This is a genomic window from Lentzea sp. JNUCC 0626, assembly GCF_043632865.1.
Classification (GTDB): domain Bacteria; phylum Actinomycetota; class Actinomycetes; order Mycobacteriales; family Pseudonocardiaceae; genus Lentzea.
Map to the genome: position 1 here is coordinate 5,896,876 of NZ_CP171635.1, position 14,889 is coordinate 5,911,764.

Consider the following 14,889-nt stretch of genomic DNA (forward strand, 5'->3'; position numbering starts at 1 on the left):
AGACCTATGGCCTTGCTGAACGATCAGTTCGAGTTCACGAGGCCACAGGCGCTCACGCTCACAGCGGGCGTGCTGCAGTTCGCACTGGGCTGGTTCGACGTGTTCGGTTTGGACCCCAACTACCACGTGATCCAGGTAGGCGTTGGGGCGCTGGGGATCGCGATGGCGTGGCGGCACGATCTCGCGCGCATGTACGGACTTCTGCTGTTGCTCGGGTTCGGCATGTTGGCGTTCTCGCTCAACGACGTGACAACCGAGAGCTTTCTCGAAGTTCGCACGGCGTTGATCGGCCTCATCATCACGCTGGCCAGGCCGGCAAAGCGCGTTCCGCACTGACGTCGCGCCCGACGGAACGCAACGCGGTCAGCGTCGCGTATCCCTCCGCCAGCAACGCGGTGTCCGTTCCGGGTACCAGCGACTCCTCGGCGTAGACGTGCACCAGCTCCACCTCGTTGTCACCGACGTCGTCCACGCGGCTCTGCACGGCACCGAACCGCGCCAGCTCCGCCCAGCGAAGTCCTTGCACGTCAACGACGTTCGGCACGTTCAGCGAGAGCACGGACGCGGCAGGCAGGTCCAGCAGGAACGGCAGCACGACGCGCACCACCTCGCCTGCCTTGTCCCACAACGGTTCGGGCCCGTCCAAACCGACGTCGAGCGACACCGCGAGCGACGTCACGTCGCTCAGGTGCGCGGTCAGCGCGGCGCCGACGGTGCCGGAGTGCAGGATCGCGCGGCCCACGTTCGCGCCCAGGTTGATGCCGGACAGCACGACGTCGGGCTTGCCACCGAACCCACCTCGGCACGCGATCAGCGAGATCAGGCCGGGGTGCGCGGCCACGGCGTAGGCCTCCACGTCCAGCCCCGGCAACTCCCGCCGGTTGCTGACGACGCGCCCTGAGTCACCCAGCGCCGCGACCGACGCACTGGTGCCGCTGGCCTGTGCGACGGGCGCCGCGACCACCACGTCCAGACCGCACGATTGGGCGGCCTCGGCGAGCACGTGCAGGCCGGGAGAGTCGATTCCGTCGTCGTTCGTGATCAGCGCGCGCATCAGTTCATTCCTCGATCGGCTCCAGTTCCACGCGGGTGCTGAGCTCGCGCACGGCGTCACCGCTGCCGCTGCCCAGGCCGTGCCTCGTCACGTTCACCGCTCCCGCGGCCGCGCCGAGCTTCACCGCGTCCGTCAACGACATACCCAGCGCGAGGCCCGCCGAAATTCCCGCGGTCATCGAGTCACCGGCACCGCGTGTGTCGACGGGTTCCAGCTTGGGCATCCGCACCAGGTACAGCCGGTCTTCGAGCAGCGCCAACGCCGGTTCGTCGGCACGGGACACCACGACGCCGTGCACGCACGAGGAAGCGATCTCGCGGGCTCGCTCGATCAACTTGGCCAGGTCCTCCTCCCCCAGTTCCTCGTGCGAGACCTTCACGACGTGCGGACCGCCGCGCACGGCCTCGGCCAGCCGGTCGCCGGCGAGATCGACGATCACGCGGCAGCCGTTGGAGGTCAGGTCGGAGGTGAGGCGGAAGTACGTCTCGTGGGGCAGCACGCGGTCGTCGGAAGGTCCGCTCAGCACGGCGGTTCCGGCGCGCATGCCTTCCACCAGAGCGAGTTCGTAGACGTCGTCCAGTTCGTGCCGGGACAACGCGTCGGGCAGCATCTCGACCATCTCGGACCGGCTGCCGTCGCGGCGATCGTGCACGTAGGCGCCGTTGCGGGCGGCGACCAGACGTGACTTCAGCTCGACGTGCTCGCCTTCCAGGAGCGTGTGCAGCACCCGGCCTGTCTCACCGCCGAACGTCGCGCACACGACGGCCTCGACGCCGAGGGCGGCGATCATCCTGGACTGCCAGAAACCCTGGCCGCCGGCGTGCAGGTGCACGTCCGGCTCACCGTCGAGGTCCTCGACGGTGACGGTCAGCTGAGGGGACGGGGCAAATACGGCAACTCGGGCATCCACGACGTTCTGGTACCCGGTGCGGGCGGAGTTCACCCGCACCGGATCGTTCAGAGATCAGCAGGCGCCGCCGTCACGCCAGACGCCCCACTGACCGGTGGTGCCGGGCTCCTCGCCCCGCGTCCACCACTGCGCGGTCCACTTCTTGCCGTTGTGCGACACGACGTTGCCGCCGGTGTAGACCTTGTCGCGCTCCCACGCGGGCTGGGTGCACGGGCCGGGGCCCGGGCCGCCGCCGGTGTCCCACGGGACCTGCGTGGACTTGTAGAAGTTGATGCCCATGGTGGTCCAGCGCGGACCCTGGGCACCCAGCCTGACCTTGAACTGGTCCCAGTTGTGCGTCGACCACGGCGACCAGCCCAGTTCGGCGATCGCGCCGAGCCTCGGGAACGCCATGAACTCGATGTCCTTGCCCGTCACCAGCGTCTCGCTCCACAGTGGAGCTTCGACGCCGCGGACGGCGGACTCGGGCACCCCGCTGACGTGCGTGCCGGGGTTCCAGTCGTACGCGGTCTGGACCTCGATCAGGCCCGCCCAGGACAGGCCGAGCGGCGTGCTGGAGTTGTACTTCATGTCCAGGTACGCCTTGTTCGCGGGCGACATGATGACCTTGTGGCCGCGTGCCGCCGCTGCCTGCACCACGGCGTTGGACGTCGAGGTGCCCCAGTACTGCGGCATCGTGGCCGTGTCGGTCGTCGTCTTCACGAACTCGTGCCAGCCGAGCGCGGTCTTGCCGTACTTCTTGACGAGCGGCAGGGTCCGGTCCATGAACGTCTGGTAGTCCGCGTCGGGGGTCGAGTGCGCCTCGTCGCCACCGATGTGGAAGTACGGACCGGGCGTGAGCGCGGCGATCTCGCGGATCACGTCCTCGACGAACGTGTAGGTGATCTCCTTGTTCACGCACAGCGAGGAGTAACCGACCTCGATGTCCGTGCGCAGCGGCGGGGCCTGACCGTTGCAGTTGAGCTCCGCGTACGACGCCAGCGCGGCGTTGGTGTGGCCGGGCAGGTCGATCTCGGGGATCACCGTGATCTTGCGCGACGCCGCGTACTGCACGATCTCGCTGTACTGCGCCTTGGTGTAGTAACCGCCGGGGCCGCCGCCGACCTGCGTGCTGCCGCCGTACGTGGCGAGCCGCGGCCAGCTGTCGATGACGATCCGCCAGCCCTGGTCGTCGCTCAGGTGGATGTGGAAGTAGTTGATCTTGTAGAGCGCGAGCTGGTCGATGTAGCGCTTGACCGTCTGGACGGAGTGGAAGTGGCGGGCCACGTCGAGCATCGCGCCGCGGTACGAGAACCGCGGGTAGTCGACGATCGCGGCACCCGGCACGGTCCACGGACCGGCCTGCGCGGTCGTGCTCTCCACCTTGGCGGGCAACAGCTGCCGCAACGTCTGCACGCCGGCGAACAGGCCTTCCGAGGTGTTGGCGCGCAGCACGATGTTGTTCGCCGCCACGTCGAGCTGGTAGCCCTGCTGACCGACCGTGCCCGGCGCACCCGAGAGCAGCAACGAGATGCCGTCCGCCGGTGTGCCGGACGTGTCGGACACCGGGAACGCGTAGCCCGTCGACGGCCGCAGGATCCCCGCCAGGAACGTGCCGACGTCCCGTGCGGCCGGGGCTGTGTAGATCTTCGTGCCGGCCGTGAGGGTGTGCGTGACACCGCTCTTGGCCTGCACCGAGACCGGGACGGGCACCAGGCTGTTCAGTGGTTCCGCGGCTTGCGACTGCGCGCTCACGGACAACGCCGCTGTGACAGCGATGACCGCGGCGAGAACGCGAGTTCTCACGACTCCTCCTCACGAGTCGGGGGCGGCGACCCTGTGCTCAGGGTGCTCAAACATCCCTTTTGTCGTCAATGGTCTGGGCCAATTCTTTGTTCGAGACCTGCTCGGACGCGGCCTTCCGCGCGACACCGCCCGTTCGGCACAATCGCGCGGATGGGGGACTTCCAGAAACTGATCGACGACACCGTGCCGCGGATCGAGGCGTTGATCCCGGCAGATCCGGCCGCACTGATCGGCCGCTACGCCACCCGCGGAGCCGAGCACCACGGCTGGGCCACGTCGGTCCTGCAGCAGGCCCTGCAGCGGTTCCCGAGCCTGCCCGCCGAACGCCTGCTGGGCGCGCTGGAACTCGCCGTCGCGCAGCTGGACCTGACCGCGCCCGCCGACCTGATCGCCGGTCTGGCACCGCCGAGGGACGGCGCCTTCTCGTACGTGAGCTTCGAGGGCCAGAGCGCTCTGTCCTCACCGATCACGCTCGTGCTGGCCCTGCACCAGGGCATCGACGACCTGATCATCAGGCACGTGCGCGCGGCCGTTCCGGACCAGAGCGGCATCACCGGTGACGAGGACGCGATCGTCGTGCGGCGCGGCCGCGCTCACCTGGCCACGGCCGTGGTCGTCGCGCGGGCGATCCTGAACGCCGTCGGCACGCCGTTCGCGAAGGATCCGGTGGCGGCCATCGGGTTCGGCATCGCCGCGACCGCGGAGATCGTCCCGGACGTGCCGATGCCGGCCGCGTACACGCTGGCGTTGCTGGAGAAGCGCCGCCGCGACTACATCGGATCGTCCTGGCCCACCAAGGCGTCCGTGGCGAACCACCAGTTCGCGCTCGCCGAGGAACCGGGCGAGGCGACGGACTTCGGCGCCACCGGCCTCGCCGCCCCGATCGAGACCGGGTTCGCCGTGCGCACCGGCATCGAGGAGGGCCAGGTCGACGTGTCCGTCCGGACGCTGATGCAACCGCCGGAGCCGCAGGACCTGGAGGACTGGGACGAGGTCGTCGAGATCAGCTACACCGCGGTCAACGGCGACGCGAAACTCGGGCACGGGACCACCGCGCCGTGGCCCGGCGAGTTCCGCGCACGGGTCTGCGCGAGCGGCAGGGACGACGACGGTGAGCGCTACGAACTCACCATCTGGCAGGCACCGCAGGCGGATCCGTTGGTGCACAAGGCGACCGACCGCGTCGGGCACGCGCTGCGGGGTGAGCCGCTGCCGCCGCCCGTCCCGCGACCGGACCGGCCGTACCGGTGGATCGAGGAGGAACTCCCGGTGGCGGCCACCCTCACGATCGTCACCGGGCTCGACGTGGACGACGTGGTCGACCACTTCGACGAGGACTCGTTCGCGATCGAGATCGACGGCGGGGTGCTTGTGGTCGAGCACAACGACTACCGGGGCACGAACACGGACGTGCTGGAACACCTGTCCCGCAACGGGAAGGCCGCGAGCCACTACTGGAACGTCAACCGGCTCACCCGGCTGTCGTTCGCCCGCGACGGCCGGGTGCTCGGGTCGTGCGAGCCGATGGAGGAGGCGGACTTCGGAGACGACCCCGAGGTCCTGGAAGCGTTGCGGGACATCAGCTTCGCGGACTGGCGGCACACCGACGCCAAGGGGATCGCGGCGGCGGTGAGGTTCACCGGCACCGCGATCCCCGAGGCGGACGTCCGCGCGGCGATCCAGGACTCCCGTCAGTAGGTCGGCAGGCTGAGGCTGTTGACGACGGCGGCGAACTCCTCGGTGGGTGCGCCGCCGTTGATCTGGTTCTTCAGCGCCATCTCCTGGTTCGCGAGGACGTACGGCCGCAGGACCTCCTCGTAGCGCTGGAAAACGGTGGAACGGTCGCGGGCCAGCTCACCGGCGAGCACGTACGCGCCGACGAGCGCCATGCTGGTGCCCTGCCCGGACAACGGCGACCCGCAGTACCCGGCGTCGCCGAGCAGCACGACGTTGCCCGTGGACCACGACTCCATCCGGATCTGGCTCATCGAGTCGAAGTGGAAGTCCGGCGCCTCCCACATGTGCTTCACCGCGGTCGGCCACACCCACCCGGCGCCTTCGAACTTCGAGGCCAGCAATGCGCGCTGCGCGTCGACGTCGCGGTAGTCGAAGTCGATCTCGCCGTTGAAACCCATGTACACGCGGCATTCCGAGTTCGACCGGGCGCTCATGATGCCGCCGCCCACGACGTCGCCCTGCTGGAACGTCTGCCAGTGGTCGAGGCCGAGGAAGTTCGGCGCGGTGAAGACGGCGAGGTTCAGGCCGAGGTGCGTGATGAAGTCCGACTCGGGACCGAACGCGAGCCGCCGGACGTTGGAGTGCAGGCCGTCCGCGCCGACGATGACGTCGAAGTCGCGCGGCGCCGCCTTCTCGAACGTCACGCGGGTGCCGTCGATCGCGGTGATGCTGTCGTCGAACAGGTACTCCACGCCCTCAGCCGCGTCGAACAGCATCTTGGCGAGGTCGTCGCGCAGCAGTTCGACGTCGGGGCTCGACAGGTCGCCGCCGCTCAGGGTGTGCGTGATGGAGCTGAACAGCTCGTTGCCGTCGGCGTCGACGACGTTCATGCCACGCATGTTGGTGCTGAACGACCGCAGCTGGTCACCGAGGCCCATCCGCTCGATCACCTCCAGCGCCGGGCCGCGCACGTCGATGGCCTGGCCGCCGGGCCGCATCCCCCGGTGCCGCTCGACGACGGTGACCTCGAAACCGTGGTGGCGCAGCCAGTAGGCGAGGGCGGGGCCGCCGATGCTGGCGCCGGAGATCAGGACGTTCTTCATGGTGTTCCCCCTGTGAGTCGGTGTGTGCTCACAAGGTGCCGACCAGCACTGACCATCGGCTGACCGTCCGCCGTCAGCGGTGGTCAGGCTTTGACAGCGACCCCCGCGAAGGGCACTTCGTTGATCTCCGCGTTGGCCGCGAAGTCACCCGCGCCGTCCGGCCGCCACGACGGGCAGCCGACCAGGCCGGGCTCGACCACCTCGAACCCGCCGAAGAACGCCATCACCTCGTCGTGGGTGCGCGGGAACGCCTGGTTCGCGGTGCTCTTCACGTTGTAGGTCTGCACGGCCTCGTCCATGCCGGCGGGCTTGGCCTCGGCGGACGCGTGCGACACGGCGAGGAAGCTGCCGGGCGCGAGCCGGTCGCGGTACTGCCCGACGATCGTCACCGGGTCCCACTCGTCCGGCACGAAGTGCAGCACCAGCAACATGAACAGGCCGACGGGCTGGTCGAAGTCGAGCAGCTTGCGGGTCGCGTCGGCGTTGAAGATCGCGTCCAGGTCGCGCAGGTCCGCCTGCACGACGGCGGTGTTGCCGTTGCCGGAGAGGATCAACTCGCTGTGCGCCACCGCGACCGGGTCCCTGTCGACGTAGACGACCCGGCAGTCGGGTGCCTCGGCCCGCACGATCTCGTGCAGGTTGCCGACGGTCGGGATGCCGGAGCCGATGTCGAGGAACTGCCGCACGCCGTTTTCGACCATGTGGAGCGCCGCTCTGCGCAGGAACGACCTGTTCAGCCGTGCCGCGTCGCGCACGCCCGGCATGATCTGCAGGATCTTCTCGCCCAGTGCGCGGTCCGGGGCGAAGTTGTGGCCGCCGCCGAGCCAGTAGTCGTACACCCGTGCCGGTGACGGCACCGTCGTGTCCACACCCGGAGGAACCCAGCCGGAGTCGTTGCTCACCGACTGAGCGTATCCGTGCGCGCCAGACCGGACGAACGAACGAGCATCCGATCGTGTGTATCTGCTCGCCACCACTGGACGGATGGCCCTAGTTTGTTCGGGGTCGCACGAGAGGGTGGTGGTGATGCCGAGCGTCACGACGGTGCCGGGCCGCTGGCCCCTCGTCGGGCACTCCGTCAAGCTGCTGCGCGCACCGGTCGAGTTCCTCGCGTCGTTACCCGCCAACGGGGACGTGGTGAAGGTCTTCCTCGGTCCCCTGCCGGTGCACATGGTCACCTCCCCCGCGCTGGCGCTGGAACTGCTGGCGTCGGACAAGTTCGACAAGGGCATCGTCTTCGACAAGATGCGCCCGCTCTTCGGCAACGGGCTCGCGACGTCGAACGGCGCGTTCAACCAGCGGCAGCGGCGGATGATGCTGCCCGCGTTCTCCCGCGCGCGGGTCTCGACCTACGCGGAGAACGTGATCACGACGCTCGCGACCGAACTGCGGGACTCCTGGCACGACGGGCAACGACTCGAAGTCGACGCCCTCATGCAGGACTTCGTGATGACCGTCGCCGGGCGCACGTTGTTCTCCGCCGAACTCGGCCAGGAGGTGCTGACCGAGATCAAGCGCTCCATCCCGATCATGCTCAAGCACGTACTGGTGCGCGCGTTCTCGCCGGGTTTCGTGGAGAAGCTGCCGCTCAGGGCCAACCGCGAGTTCGACGAGGCCGCTGCCCGCCTGCGCAAGGCGATCCCCGCGGTGATCCTGAACGCGCGGGAGGAAAGCACCGACCACGGCGACCTGCTCTCGGCCCTGCTCGCCGCGCGGGACGCGGACACCGGCGAGGCGATGACCGACGAGCAGATCACCGACGAGGTCGTCACGATCCTCACCACCGGTGCCGAGACGACGGCGGTCGCGCTGGCCTGGTTCTTCCACGAGGTCGGCACCAGACCCGCTGTGCGGCACCGGTTCCACGCCGAGGTCGACGCCGTGCTGGGTGGCCGGCCGGCGACGTTCGACGACGTGGCGAAGCTCGAGTACACCGGCCGGATCATCAACGAGGTGCTCCGCCGCACCCCGCCGGTGATCCTCATGCGCCGGGCCCGCGAGGACGTCGAGATCGGGGGCGTGCTCGTGCCGAAGGGCTCGGAGATCGCTGTCTCCCAACACACTCTGCACCGCGACCCGCGCTGGTTCCCCGACCCCGACGGGTTCGACCCCGACCGCTGGGAACCGGAGCGGGCGGCGACACTGCCCAAGGGCGCGTTCATCCCGTTCGGTGCCGGATCGCGGTTCTGCCCCGGACACTTCCTCGCCCACACGGAGATCGCGATCGCCGCCGCGACGATCGCGACCCGCTGGGACCTCGTCCCCGTTGCGGGACACCGCGTCTACGCCCAGGTGAAGGCGACCATGCAGCCGAACCAGCTGCCTATGGTCGCCACGAAGAGAAAGCCTCACGCGTGAAACTGCTCCCCGTTCTGGCGGCCGTGCTGGCGCTGACGTCGCTCACGCCCGCCGCGCACGCCTCCGGTGCCGACTGCTCGCTCACGACGCTCCCGGTGGCCGGGCCGAACGGCACCGCGACGGTCTCCGGTCAGCTCTGCAAGCCCGCGGGCGCGAACCCGGACACCGTCCAACTCCTGGTGCACGGCGGCACGTACAACCGCGCGTACTGGGACCTGCCGGGTGTGCCGGAGTCCTATTCGTACCAACGCACGATGGCGCGCGAAGGCAGGGCGACGTTCGCCGTCGACCGGCTCGGCACCGGTGCCTCGTCGCACCCGCTGAGCCTGCCGCTGCTGATCTCCGTCGAGGCCCGGTCGATGCACGAGGTCGTGCAGCACCTGCGGGCCGGACGCGTCGGCGGTACGGCGTACCGCAAGGTCGTCATCGTCGGGCACTCCGTCGGCTCCGGCATCGTCGCGCTGGAGGCCGCGACCTACCGCGACGTCGACGGCGTCGTGTTGTCCGGCATGACGCACATGCCCGCCGTCCCGGTGCTCGCTCTCGGTGCGGCACTGGGACTTCAGCCCGCGTTCCTGGACAACGTGCTGGCACGGCTGGGCAGCGACCCGCTCTACTTCACGACCCGGCCGGGCGCACGAGCCGGGTTGTTCTACGCGATGGGCGACGCCGACCAGGCCGTGGTGAACGCGGACGAGGCCACGAAGGACCAGGTTTCCGTACCGGGCATGGGAACCGTGGCGGTGTTCGGCATCGTGCTGCCGACGACGCTCGGCATCACCGTCCCGGTGTTCCAGGCGGTCGGCAGCGAAGACGTGTTGTTCTGCGGCCTGTTGGCGTTGCGCGACTGTTCCAACGCGACCTCGTTGCGCGCTCAGGAAGCCCCTTACTACGCACCGGAAGCGCAGCTCCAGACGTACGTGCTGCCCGGCGCGGGGCACTCGCTCGGCCTGCACCGCAACGCGGAGGACTACCGAGCGGCGACCCGCGCCTGGCTGAGCTCTAAGTTCGGGATGTGAAGCTCAGCGACGACGTGCCGAGGCCGGACGGTCCCTGGTGGAACACCGGGTACCCGCCGGTCTCGTCGTAGCGGCTGGTTTCCTGGTGCCAGTGGATGATCCCGACGATCCAGTCCTTCAGCTCGTCGGCGTACCGGGTCAGCCCGGCCCGTGCCCCGGAGTCGAGGGCGAGATCTTCGAAGAGGCGCGGCAGGTCCGTTTCCACCGACCTCACGAACTGGTCGAGGCGGGCGTCCATCAACGCGTAAGTGATCTCGAAAGCCCTTGATTGGGAGACCCCGAGGAAGTTCTCGACCACCCGCACCATGTTGTGCACTTCGCCCTCGTGCTGAATCTCCTTCGAGTACGAGAAGACGTCGTTCAGCATCGTGCAGTAATCCATGGCGGACCGCTCCATGGTCTGCACGACCCGCGTTCCCCACAGTTCGGCGGGCACGGTCGCGGAATGCGAGAAGCGCGACAGCGAGGTCGTCAGCTCGGAACCGAACGTGCTGCGCCGCATTTCCACGTAGTCGATCGGATCGGGGATGCGGTTGAAGTGCATGTTGATCACTTCCCACACCCAGGCGTCGAGCATCGCGTCCACGGTCTCGCGGAACGTGGCACGGAAACCCGAGGTCATCGACCCCGCGGTCCGCTGCCAGAGATCAGCGAGCGACACCTCCATCGCGTTCGCGGGAACGACCACCGGCACCAGGTCCAATGGCATGCAGGCCTTCAACCGCGCCGTTTGCGCTTTCACTCCCGCGAGATTGCGCGAGGTGCCGTACCAGAGCGGGTAGACGTCGTCGGCGTACGTGCCCCAGGTGAGCCAGCAGCCGGACAGGAACAGCTCCTGCGGCGTCGCGTCCGGGTCGATGCCCGCCGAGCACAGCGGGAAGTCGTACCCGCGCACCTTGGCCTCGGTCCAGACGCCCTCGCCGGTCATGCCGTGCTCGACGGCCCACGCGACGACCTCGTCGCGGGCCTGGTCGAGGTGCGGCGCGAGGACCAGCGGGAACGGCACGTCGAAGCGCGGCAACGTGTACGGCTCGACGGTCTTCGGCGTGCTGGAGAACTGCCTCAGCCGTTGCGGCAACGTCTTGGCGAACGACCCGAGAACGCCAGGACTCCTCTGCGGCGCCGAGTTCATGTACCGGGACGACCGCAGGTGCCACTCGTGCCCGCCCGCCTGCCAGTCCTGCAGGCCCTTCACGTACCCGAGGACGGCCGCGCGCCCGATGGGGTCGATGGCGTGCTCGTCGAGCAGCAGAGGCACCTCCGTGAGCGCCGTGTGCTCGAACTGGTGCAGCCGGGACGTCAGCAGGTCGTTGACGGCCTCCGCGGCCTGCTGGGTGGGCAGGCCGAGGAACTTCTCGAACACCAGCACGCCGTTGGACAGCTCGCCCTCGTCGCACACCTCGCGTTCGTACGAGAACAGGTCGTTGCGCAGGTGGACGGCGTCGCTGAAGGTGTCCCGCAGCACCCCGATCGGCCGTGACCCCGCGATCGACGCCGGCACTTCAAGACCGACGGCGTGCTCGACGAGGTTCGCGCTCCACGGCGCACCGCCGACCTTGCGCCGCATCTCGACGTACTCGATGGGGTTGGAGAGCCGTTTCGAGCTGATGTTGTGCAGCTCCCACATCGACTCGTCCAGCAGGTGCTTCGTGTTGGCGGCGAACCGTTCGCGCCAGTCGAGCGAGTGCCTGCCGACCGTGCGGCGCCAGAGGTCCGCGAGGCCCTTCTCGACGGGGTTCTCGGGCGTGGCCGTGATGACGCCGTTGACGGGCATGAACAACGGCAGCCGGTCGAGGTAGACCTGCGCGCCCGCGATGTCCGGGCTGCGCTTGTACAACTCGACGAAGTGGTCGTCGAAGTAGAAGACCCACACGTACCAGTCGGTGATCAGGTCGAGCGTCTCGCCGTCGCAGTCGGGGTGGGTGTAGGCGCAGAGCAACGCGTAGTCGTGCGACTCCAGGTCCTCGGCGGTCCAGATGACCGTCCCGTGCTGCGGCACTTCGACCATGTCCATCTCGCGCGCCCACGCCCTCGTGTGGCTGCGGGCGCGTTCGAGGTTCGGATTCAGCCTGGCCGGATGGGGCGTGTAGAACTCCGGCAGCTGGAACGGCTGCATGTGCGTTGGACCTCCGCGCGTCGGGCTGGACGCACTGCACGCAACCAGCCCGGCGCACGAGAACGCCAGATGGTGAAACCTTGATCCACACGAGCGTGGACGAGCGTCGCCCGTTCAGCCCAGCGGAGTCAGCGCACCAACGACTGAGCGCTGAGTTTCACCGCGAACGGGAATTGCAGTTCGATGATCTCTTCGCCGTCGGAACGGCCCTGTTCGACGTACACGCCGTTTTCGAGGTGCAGGCACCGCAGCCACGGCTGGTCGTAGTCGATCATCCAGTAGTTCGCGCAGCCGACTTCCTGGAACTTCGCCCGCTTGAGTTCGAGGTCGACGTGTCGCGTGCGCGGCGACAAGACCTCGACCGCCAATACCGGCGGCCCGATGAGCGCCTGCTTCGAGAACTGCTCGCGCCGGCCCACCACCAGGTCGGGGATGAAGACCGTGTCGTCGGCGAGCACGACGTCGACCGGGGCCGGGAGGACCTCCAGCTCCGGTGGGCAGGCAGCGGTCAGCGCCACCAGCAGTCGGGCGACGACCCGCTGGTGGACCGGTCGGGGTGAGGGGCTCATGACGAGCACCCCGTCGACGAGTTCGAAACGGTGCCCGTCATCAGGCATCGCCTCCAAGTCCGCCCACGTCAGCGGTCTGCCGTGGGGAAACGTCGGGACACCACCCATGGTGCGTTCCACCCCCGTGTCGAGGCCACTGTCCGCCGGACGGGTCCCGGCGATGCCATTAGACAAGACTGGTCCGATTCTCACGACTCGCAAGCCCCTTTTGGCCGACCCCGCACCACTGCACGCACACGTCTTCGTCACCACCGTCCCGCTAGGTGAGCGGCGAATGGTCCTGCCGTGGAGACTCTCACCCGGACGGAGCAGCAAGATGGTTTCAATCGAACAAGTGGCTAATTTTTGATCAATTTTCGGGCGATTTTCGGTAACGTCATCCACCCTGCCAATTGCTCGCGAATGCGACCCTAACGGAATCTTACGGGGGAGCCAAGCACTCGGTTGGAGCAATAGCTCACACCAAGCTCACCTCCACAAGATCCAAAAAGGCCGCACGCATTTCCTGGAGTACCCGGGTTCACTCTTTCTCAGTCTCACCCAACGACCTCGCGTACGCGTGCAGCAGGTCCGGCAGCCGGAACCGGCCGCGGCCGTGCGCCTCGATCAGGCTCGCGCTCTCCAACGAGGACAGCGGCCCGCGCACGTCGTCCACGCCCATCAGGCCGGACGCGGTGTGCGCGGTGAAGTCGTTGCCGGGCAACGATCCCAGCTGCCGGAAGAGCTTGGCCGCATCCGCCGGCAACGCGCGCACCGACCGCTCGAACGCTCCCGTCACCGCCGCCCGCCGGTCGCCGTTGATCGCGAGCAACGCCAGTCTGTTGCCCCGCACGAGTTCCGCGACGGCGTCGGCGATCCGGTCGGGCCCGAGGTTCGCGACGGCGATGCGGATCGCGAGCGGCAGGTACCCGCACACCGCGGCGAGTTCGGCGACGGCGTCCGGTTCTCCCCCGGTGAGCCGGGTGATCAACGCGTGCGCCTCGTCCGGCGGCAGCAGACCGAGTTCGACGGGGTGGGCGTCGTCGAGGGCGGTCAGTCCGCGCAGGTGGTTGCGGCTCGTGACGACCACCGCGCACCCCGGCGTGCCCGGCAGCAACGGCCGGACCTGGTCCTCGCTCGCCGCGTCGTCCAGCACGATCAGCACCCGGCGGTCGGCGAGGACCGATCGGAACAGCCCCGCCCGTTCCCCGGTCTCCACGGGAATCCGGGCGACGCCGAGCGCGCGCAGGAACTGGGCCAGCACGTCCGCGACCGTCGGGGCCGGAACGTCGTCGTGCGCCCGCAGGTTCACGTAGAGCTGCCCGTCGGGGTACCGGTCGCGCACCCGGTGCGCCCAGTGCACGGCCAGCGCCGTCTTGCCCACGCCGGGTCCACCCGTGATGACCGCGAACGCACCCGCGTCCAGTTCGTCCACACAGGACTCGCGACCGACGAACGCGGCCGGGCGAGCGGGCAGCTGCGCGGGCGCGTCCGGCGCGGGCGAACGCTGCTTGCTCAGGATCGCCTGGTGCGCCTTGCGCAGCCCGTGCCCCGGTTCGACGCCGAGCCCGCTCGCGAGCAGCCTGCGCGTCCGGTCGTAGAGCTCCAGCGCGTCGGCCTGCCGATCGGACCGGTGCAGCGCGGTCATCAACTGCTCGACCAACTGCTCGCGCAACGGGTTCGCGGCGACCAGCACGGACAGGTCGGTGACCACCTGCGCGTGCTGCCCGAGTTCCAGCTGCATCGCGAAGCACTGCTGCGCCACCACGATCCGGCGTTCGTCCAGCCGTTGCGCCTCGGCCAGCAACGCCCGGCTGGTGATCCCCTCCAACGCGGCCCCGCGCCACAACGCCAGGGCCGCCCGCAGCACCCGCACGGCCTCCGCGGGCTCGGCGTCCCGCGCCGCGGCCACGTGCCGTTCGAACGCCACCGCGTCGAGCCCGGCCGACCCGAGCACCAGCCGGTAGCCGGGCCCGTCCGTGACGATCGCGGACGGCGCCCCGAGGGTGACGCGCAGGTCGCCGACGGACTTCTGGATCTGGTGCCGGGCCGTCGAGGGCGGCTCGCCGTCCCACACGACGTCGACGAGGTGCGTCAGCGGCACCACCCGGTCGGGCGCGAGCAGCAGCGCCGCGAGCACCTTCTGCCCGCGCACCCCGCCCAGCTCGAGCCGCACCGCGCCGTCACGAGCCTCCACCGGCCCCAGAATCCCGAAGTCCACGGGCGGCCACGGTAGGCCAGTTTTCCGGCCTCACCGCCGTGAGAGCGAGCCCACCGCCCCGTTTCCGAGCATTGCGGCCCGTCTCCGGAATTCGGGCG

General features: G+C 69.0%; 12 protein-coding genes. 4 read left to right on the top strand and 8 right to left on the bottom strand.

Annotated features, from left to right (window positions below; genetic code table 11):
- The first annotated feature begins 6 nt into the window (after positions 1-6).
- The gene (locus JNUCC0626_RS26545) at positions 7-336 is read left to right on the top strand and encodes a hypothetical protein (RefSeq protein ID WP_394613481.1); all 330 of its coding nucleotides are present in this window, start codon (positions 7-9) and stop codon (positions 334-336) included.
- Here the strand turns inward: JNUCC0626_RS26545 and surE are convergent.
- From surE to JNUCC0626_RS26560, 3 genes are read right to left on the bottom strand one after another with little or no spacing between them, the layout of a single operon-like run.
- Positions 299-1,054: a 5'/3'-nucleotidase SurE gene (gene surE / locus JNUCC0626_RS26550; protein WP_394613482.1), complete on the bottom strand. Its 756-nt coding sequence runs from the start codon at positions 1,052-1,054 to the stop codon at positions 299-301. The two genes, JNUCC0626_RS26545 and surE, sit on opposite strands and share 38 nt — an antisense overlap.
- Positions 1,055-1,058: 4 nt before the next feature.
- Positions 1,059-1,997, bottom strand: coding sequence for a 1-phosphofructokinase family hexose kinase (locus JNUCC0626_RS26555; RefSeq protein WP_394613483.1), 939 nt, complete (start codon positions 1,995-1,997; stop codon positions 1,059-1,061).
- 21 nt (positions 1,998-2,018) lie between these two features.
- On the bottom strand, positions 2,019-3,749 hold the full coding sequence (locus JNUCC0626_RS26560; protein ID WP_394613485.1) for a family 20 glycosylhydrolase: 1,731 nt from the start codon (positions 3,747-3,749) through the stop codon (positions 2,019-2,021).
- A 150-nt stretch (positions 3,750-3,899) separates the two neighbouring features.
- Between JNUCC0626_RS26560 and JNUCC0626_RS26565 the strand changes: the two genes are divergently transcribed.
- Entirely contained in the window at positions 3,900-5,447 is a 1,548-nt protein-coding gene (locus JNUCC0626_RS26565) for a DUF6461 domain-containing protein (RefSeq protein WP_394613486.1), read from the top strand.
- Here the strand turns inward: JNUCC0626_RS26565 and JNUCC0626_RS26570 are convergent.
- Positions 5,441-6,529 carry an FAD-dependent monooxygenase gene (locus JNUCC0626_RS26570; RefSeq protein ID WP_394613487.1) on the bottom strand — a complete coding sequence of 363 codons (1,089 nt, stop codon included), beginning with the start codon at positions 6,527-6,529 and terminating at the stop codon, positions 5,441-5,443. The two genes, JNUCC0626_RS26565 and JNUCC0626_RS26570, sit on opposite strands and share 7 nt — an antisense overlap.
- Positions 6,530-6,612: 83 nt before the next feature.
- Positions 6,613-7,431 carry an SAM-dependent methyltransferase gene (locus tag JNUCC0626_RS26575; protein WP_394613488.1) on the bottom strand — a complete coding sequence of 273 codons (819 nt, stop codon included), beginning with the start codon at positions 7,429-7,431 and terminating at the stop codon, positions 6,613-6,615.
- A 124-nt stretch (positions 7,432-7,555) separates the two neighbouring features.
- Here JNUCC0626_RS26575 and JNUCC0626_RS26580 point away from each other — a divergent pair, with 124 nt between their 5' ends.
- Both JNUCC0626_RS26580 and JNUCC0626_RS26585 read left to right on the top strand, forming a co-directional pair.
- Positions 7,556-8,887 carry a cytochrome P450 gene (locus tag JNUCC0626_RS26580; RefSeq protein WP_394613489.1) on the top strand — a complete coding sequence of 444 codons (1,332 nt, stop codon included), beginning with the start codon at positions 7,556-7,558 and terminating at the stop codon, positions 8,885-8,887.
- Between the two features lie 14 nt (positions 8,888-8,901).
- Complete coding sequence (locus tag JNUCC0626_RS26585; protein WP_394622106.1) at positions 8,902-9,906, top strand: alpha/beta hydrolase; 1,005 nt, start codon at positions 8,902-8,904, stop codon at positions 9,904-9,906.
- Here the strand turns inward: JNUCC0626_RS26585 and JNUCC0626_RS26590 are convergent.
- From JNUCC0626_RS26590 to JNUCC0626_RS26600, 3 genes are all read right to left on the bottom strand, one after another.
- On the bottom strand, positions 9,890-12,022 hold the full coding sequence (locus JNUCC0626_RS26590; protein ID WP_394613490.1) for a terpene synthase family protein: 2,133 nt from the start codon (positions 12,020-12,022) through the stop codon (positions 9,890-9,892). The genes JNUCC0626_RS26585 and JNUCC0626_RS26590 overlap by 17 nt on opposite strands.
- 128 nt (positions 12,023-12,150) lie before the next feature.
- The gene (locus JNUCC0626_RS26595) at positions 12,151-12,783 is read right to left on the bottom strand and encodes a Uma2 family endonuclease (protein WP_394613491.1); all 633 of its coding nucleotides are present in this window, start codon (positions 12,781-12,783) and stop codon (positions 12,151-12,153) included.
- Positions 12,784-13,111: 328 nt separating this feature from the next.
- On the bottom strand, positions 13,112-14,791 hold the full coding sequence (locus JNUCC0626_RS26600; protein ID WP_394613493.1) for an AfsR/SARP family transcriptional regulator: 1,680 nt from the start codon (positions 14,789-14,791) through the stop codon (positions 13,112-13,114).
- Between the last annotated feature and the right edge of the window lie 98 nt (positions 14,792-14,889).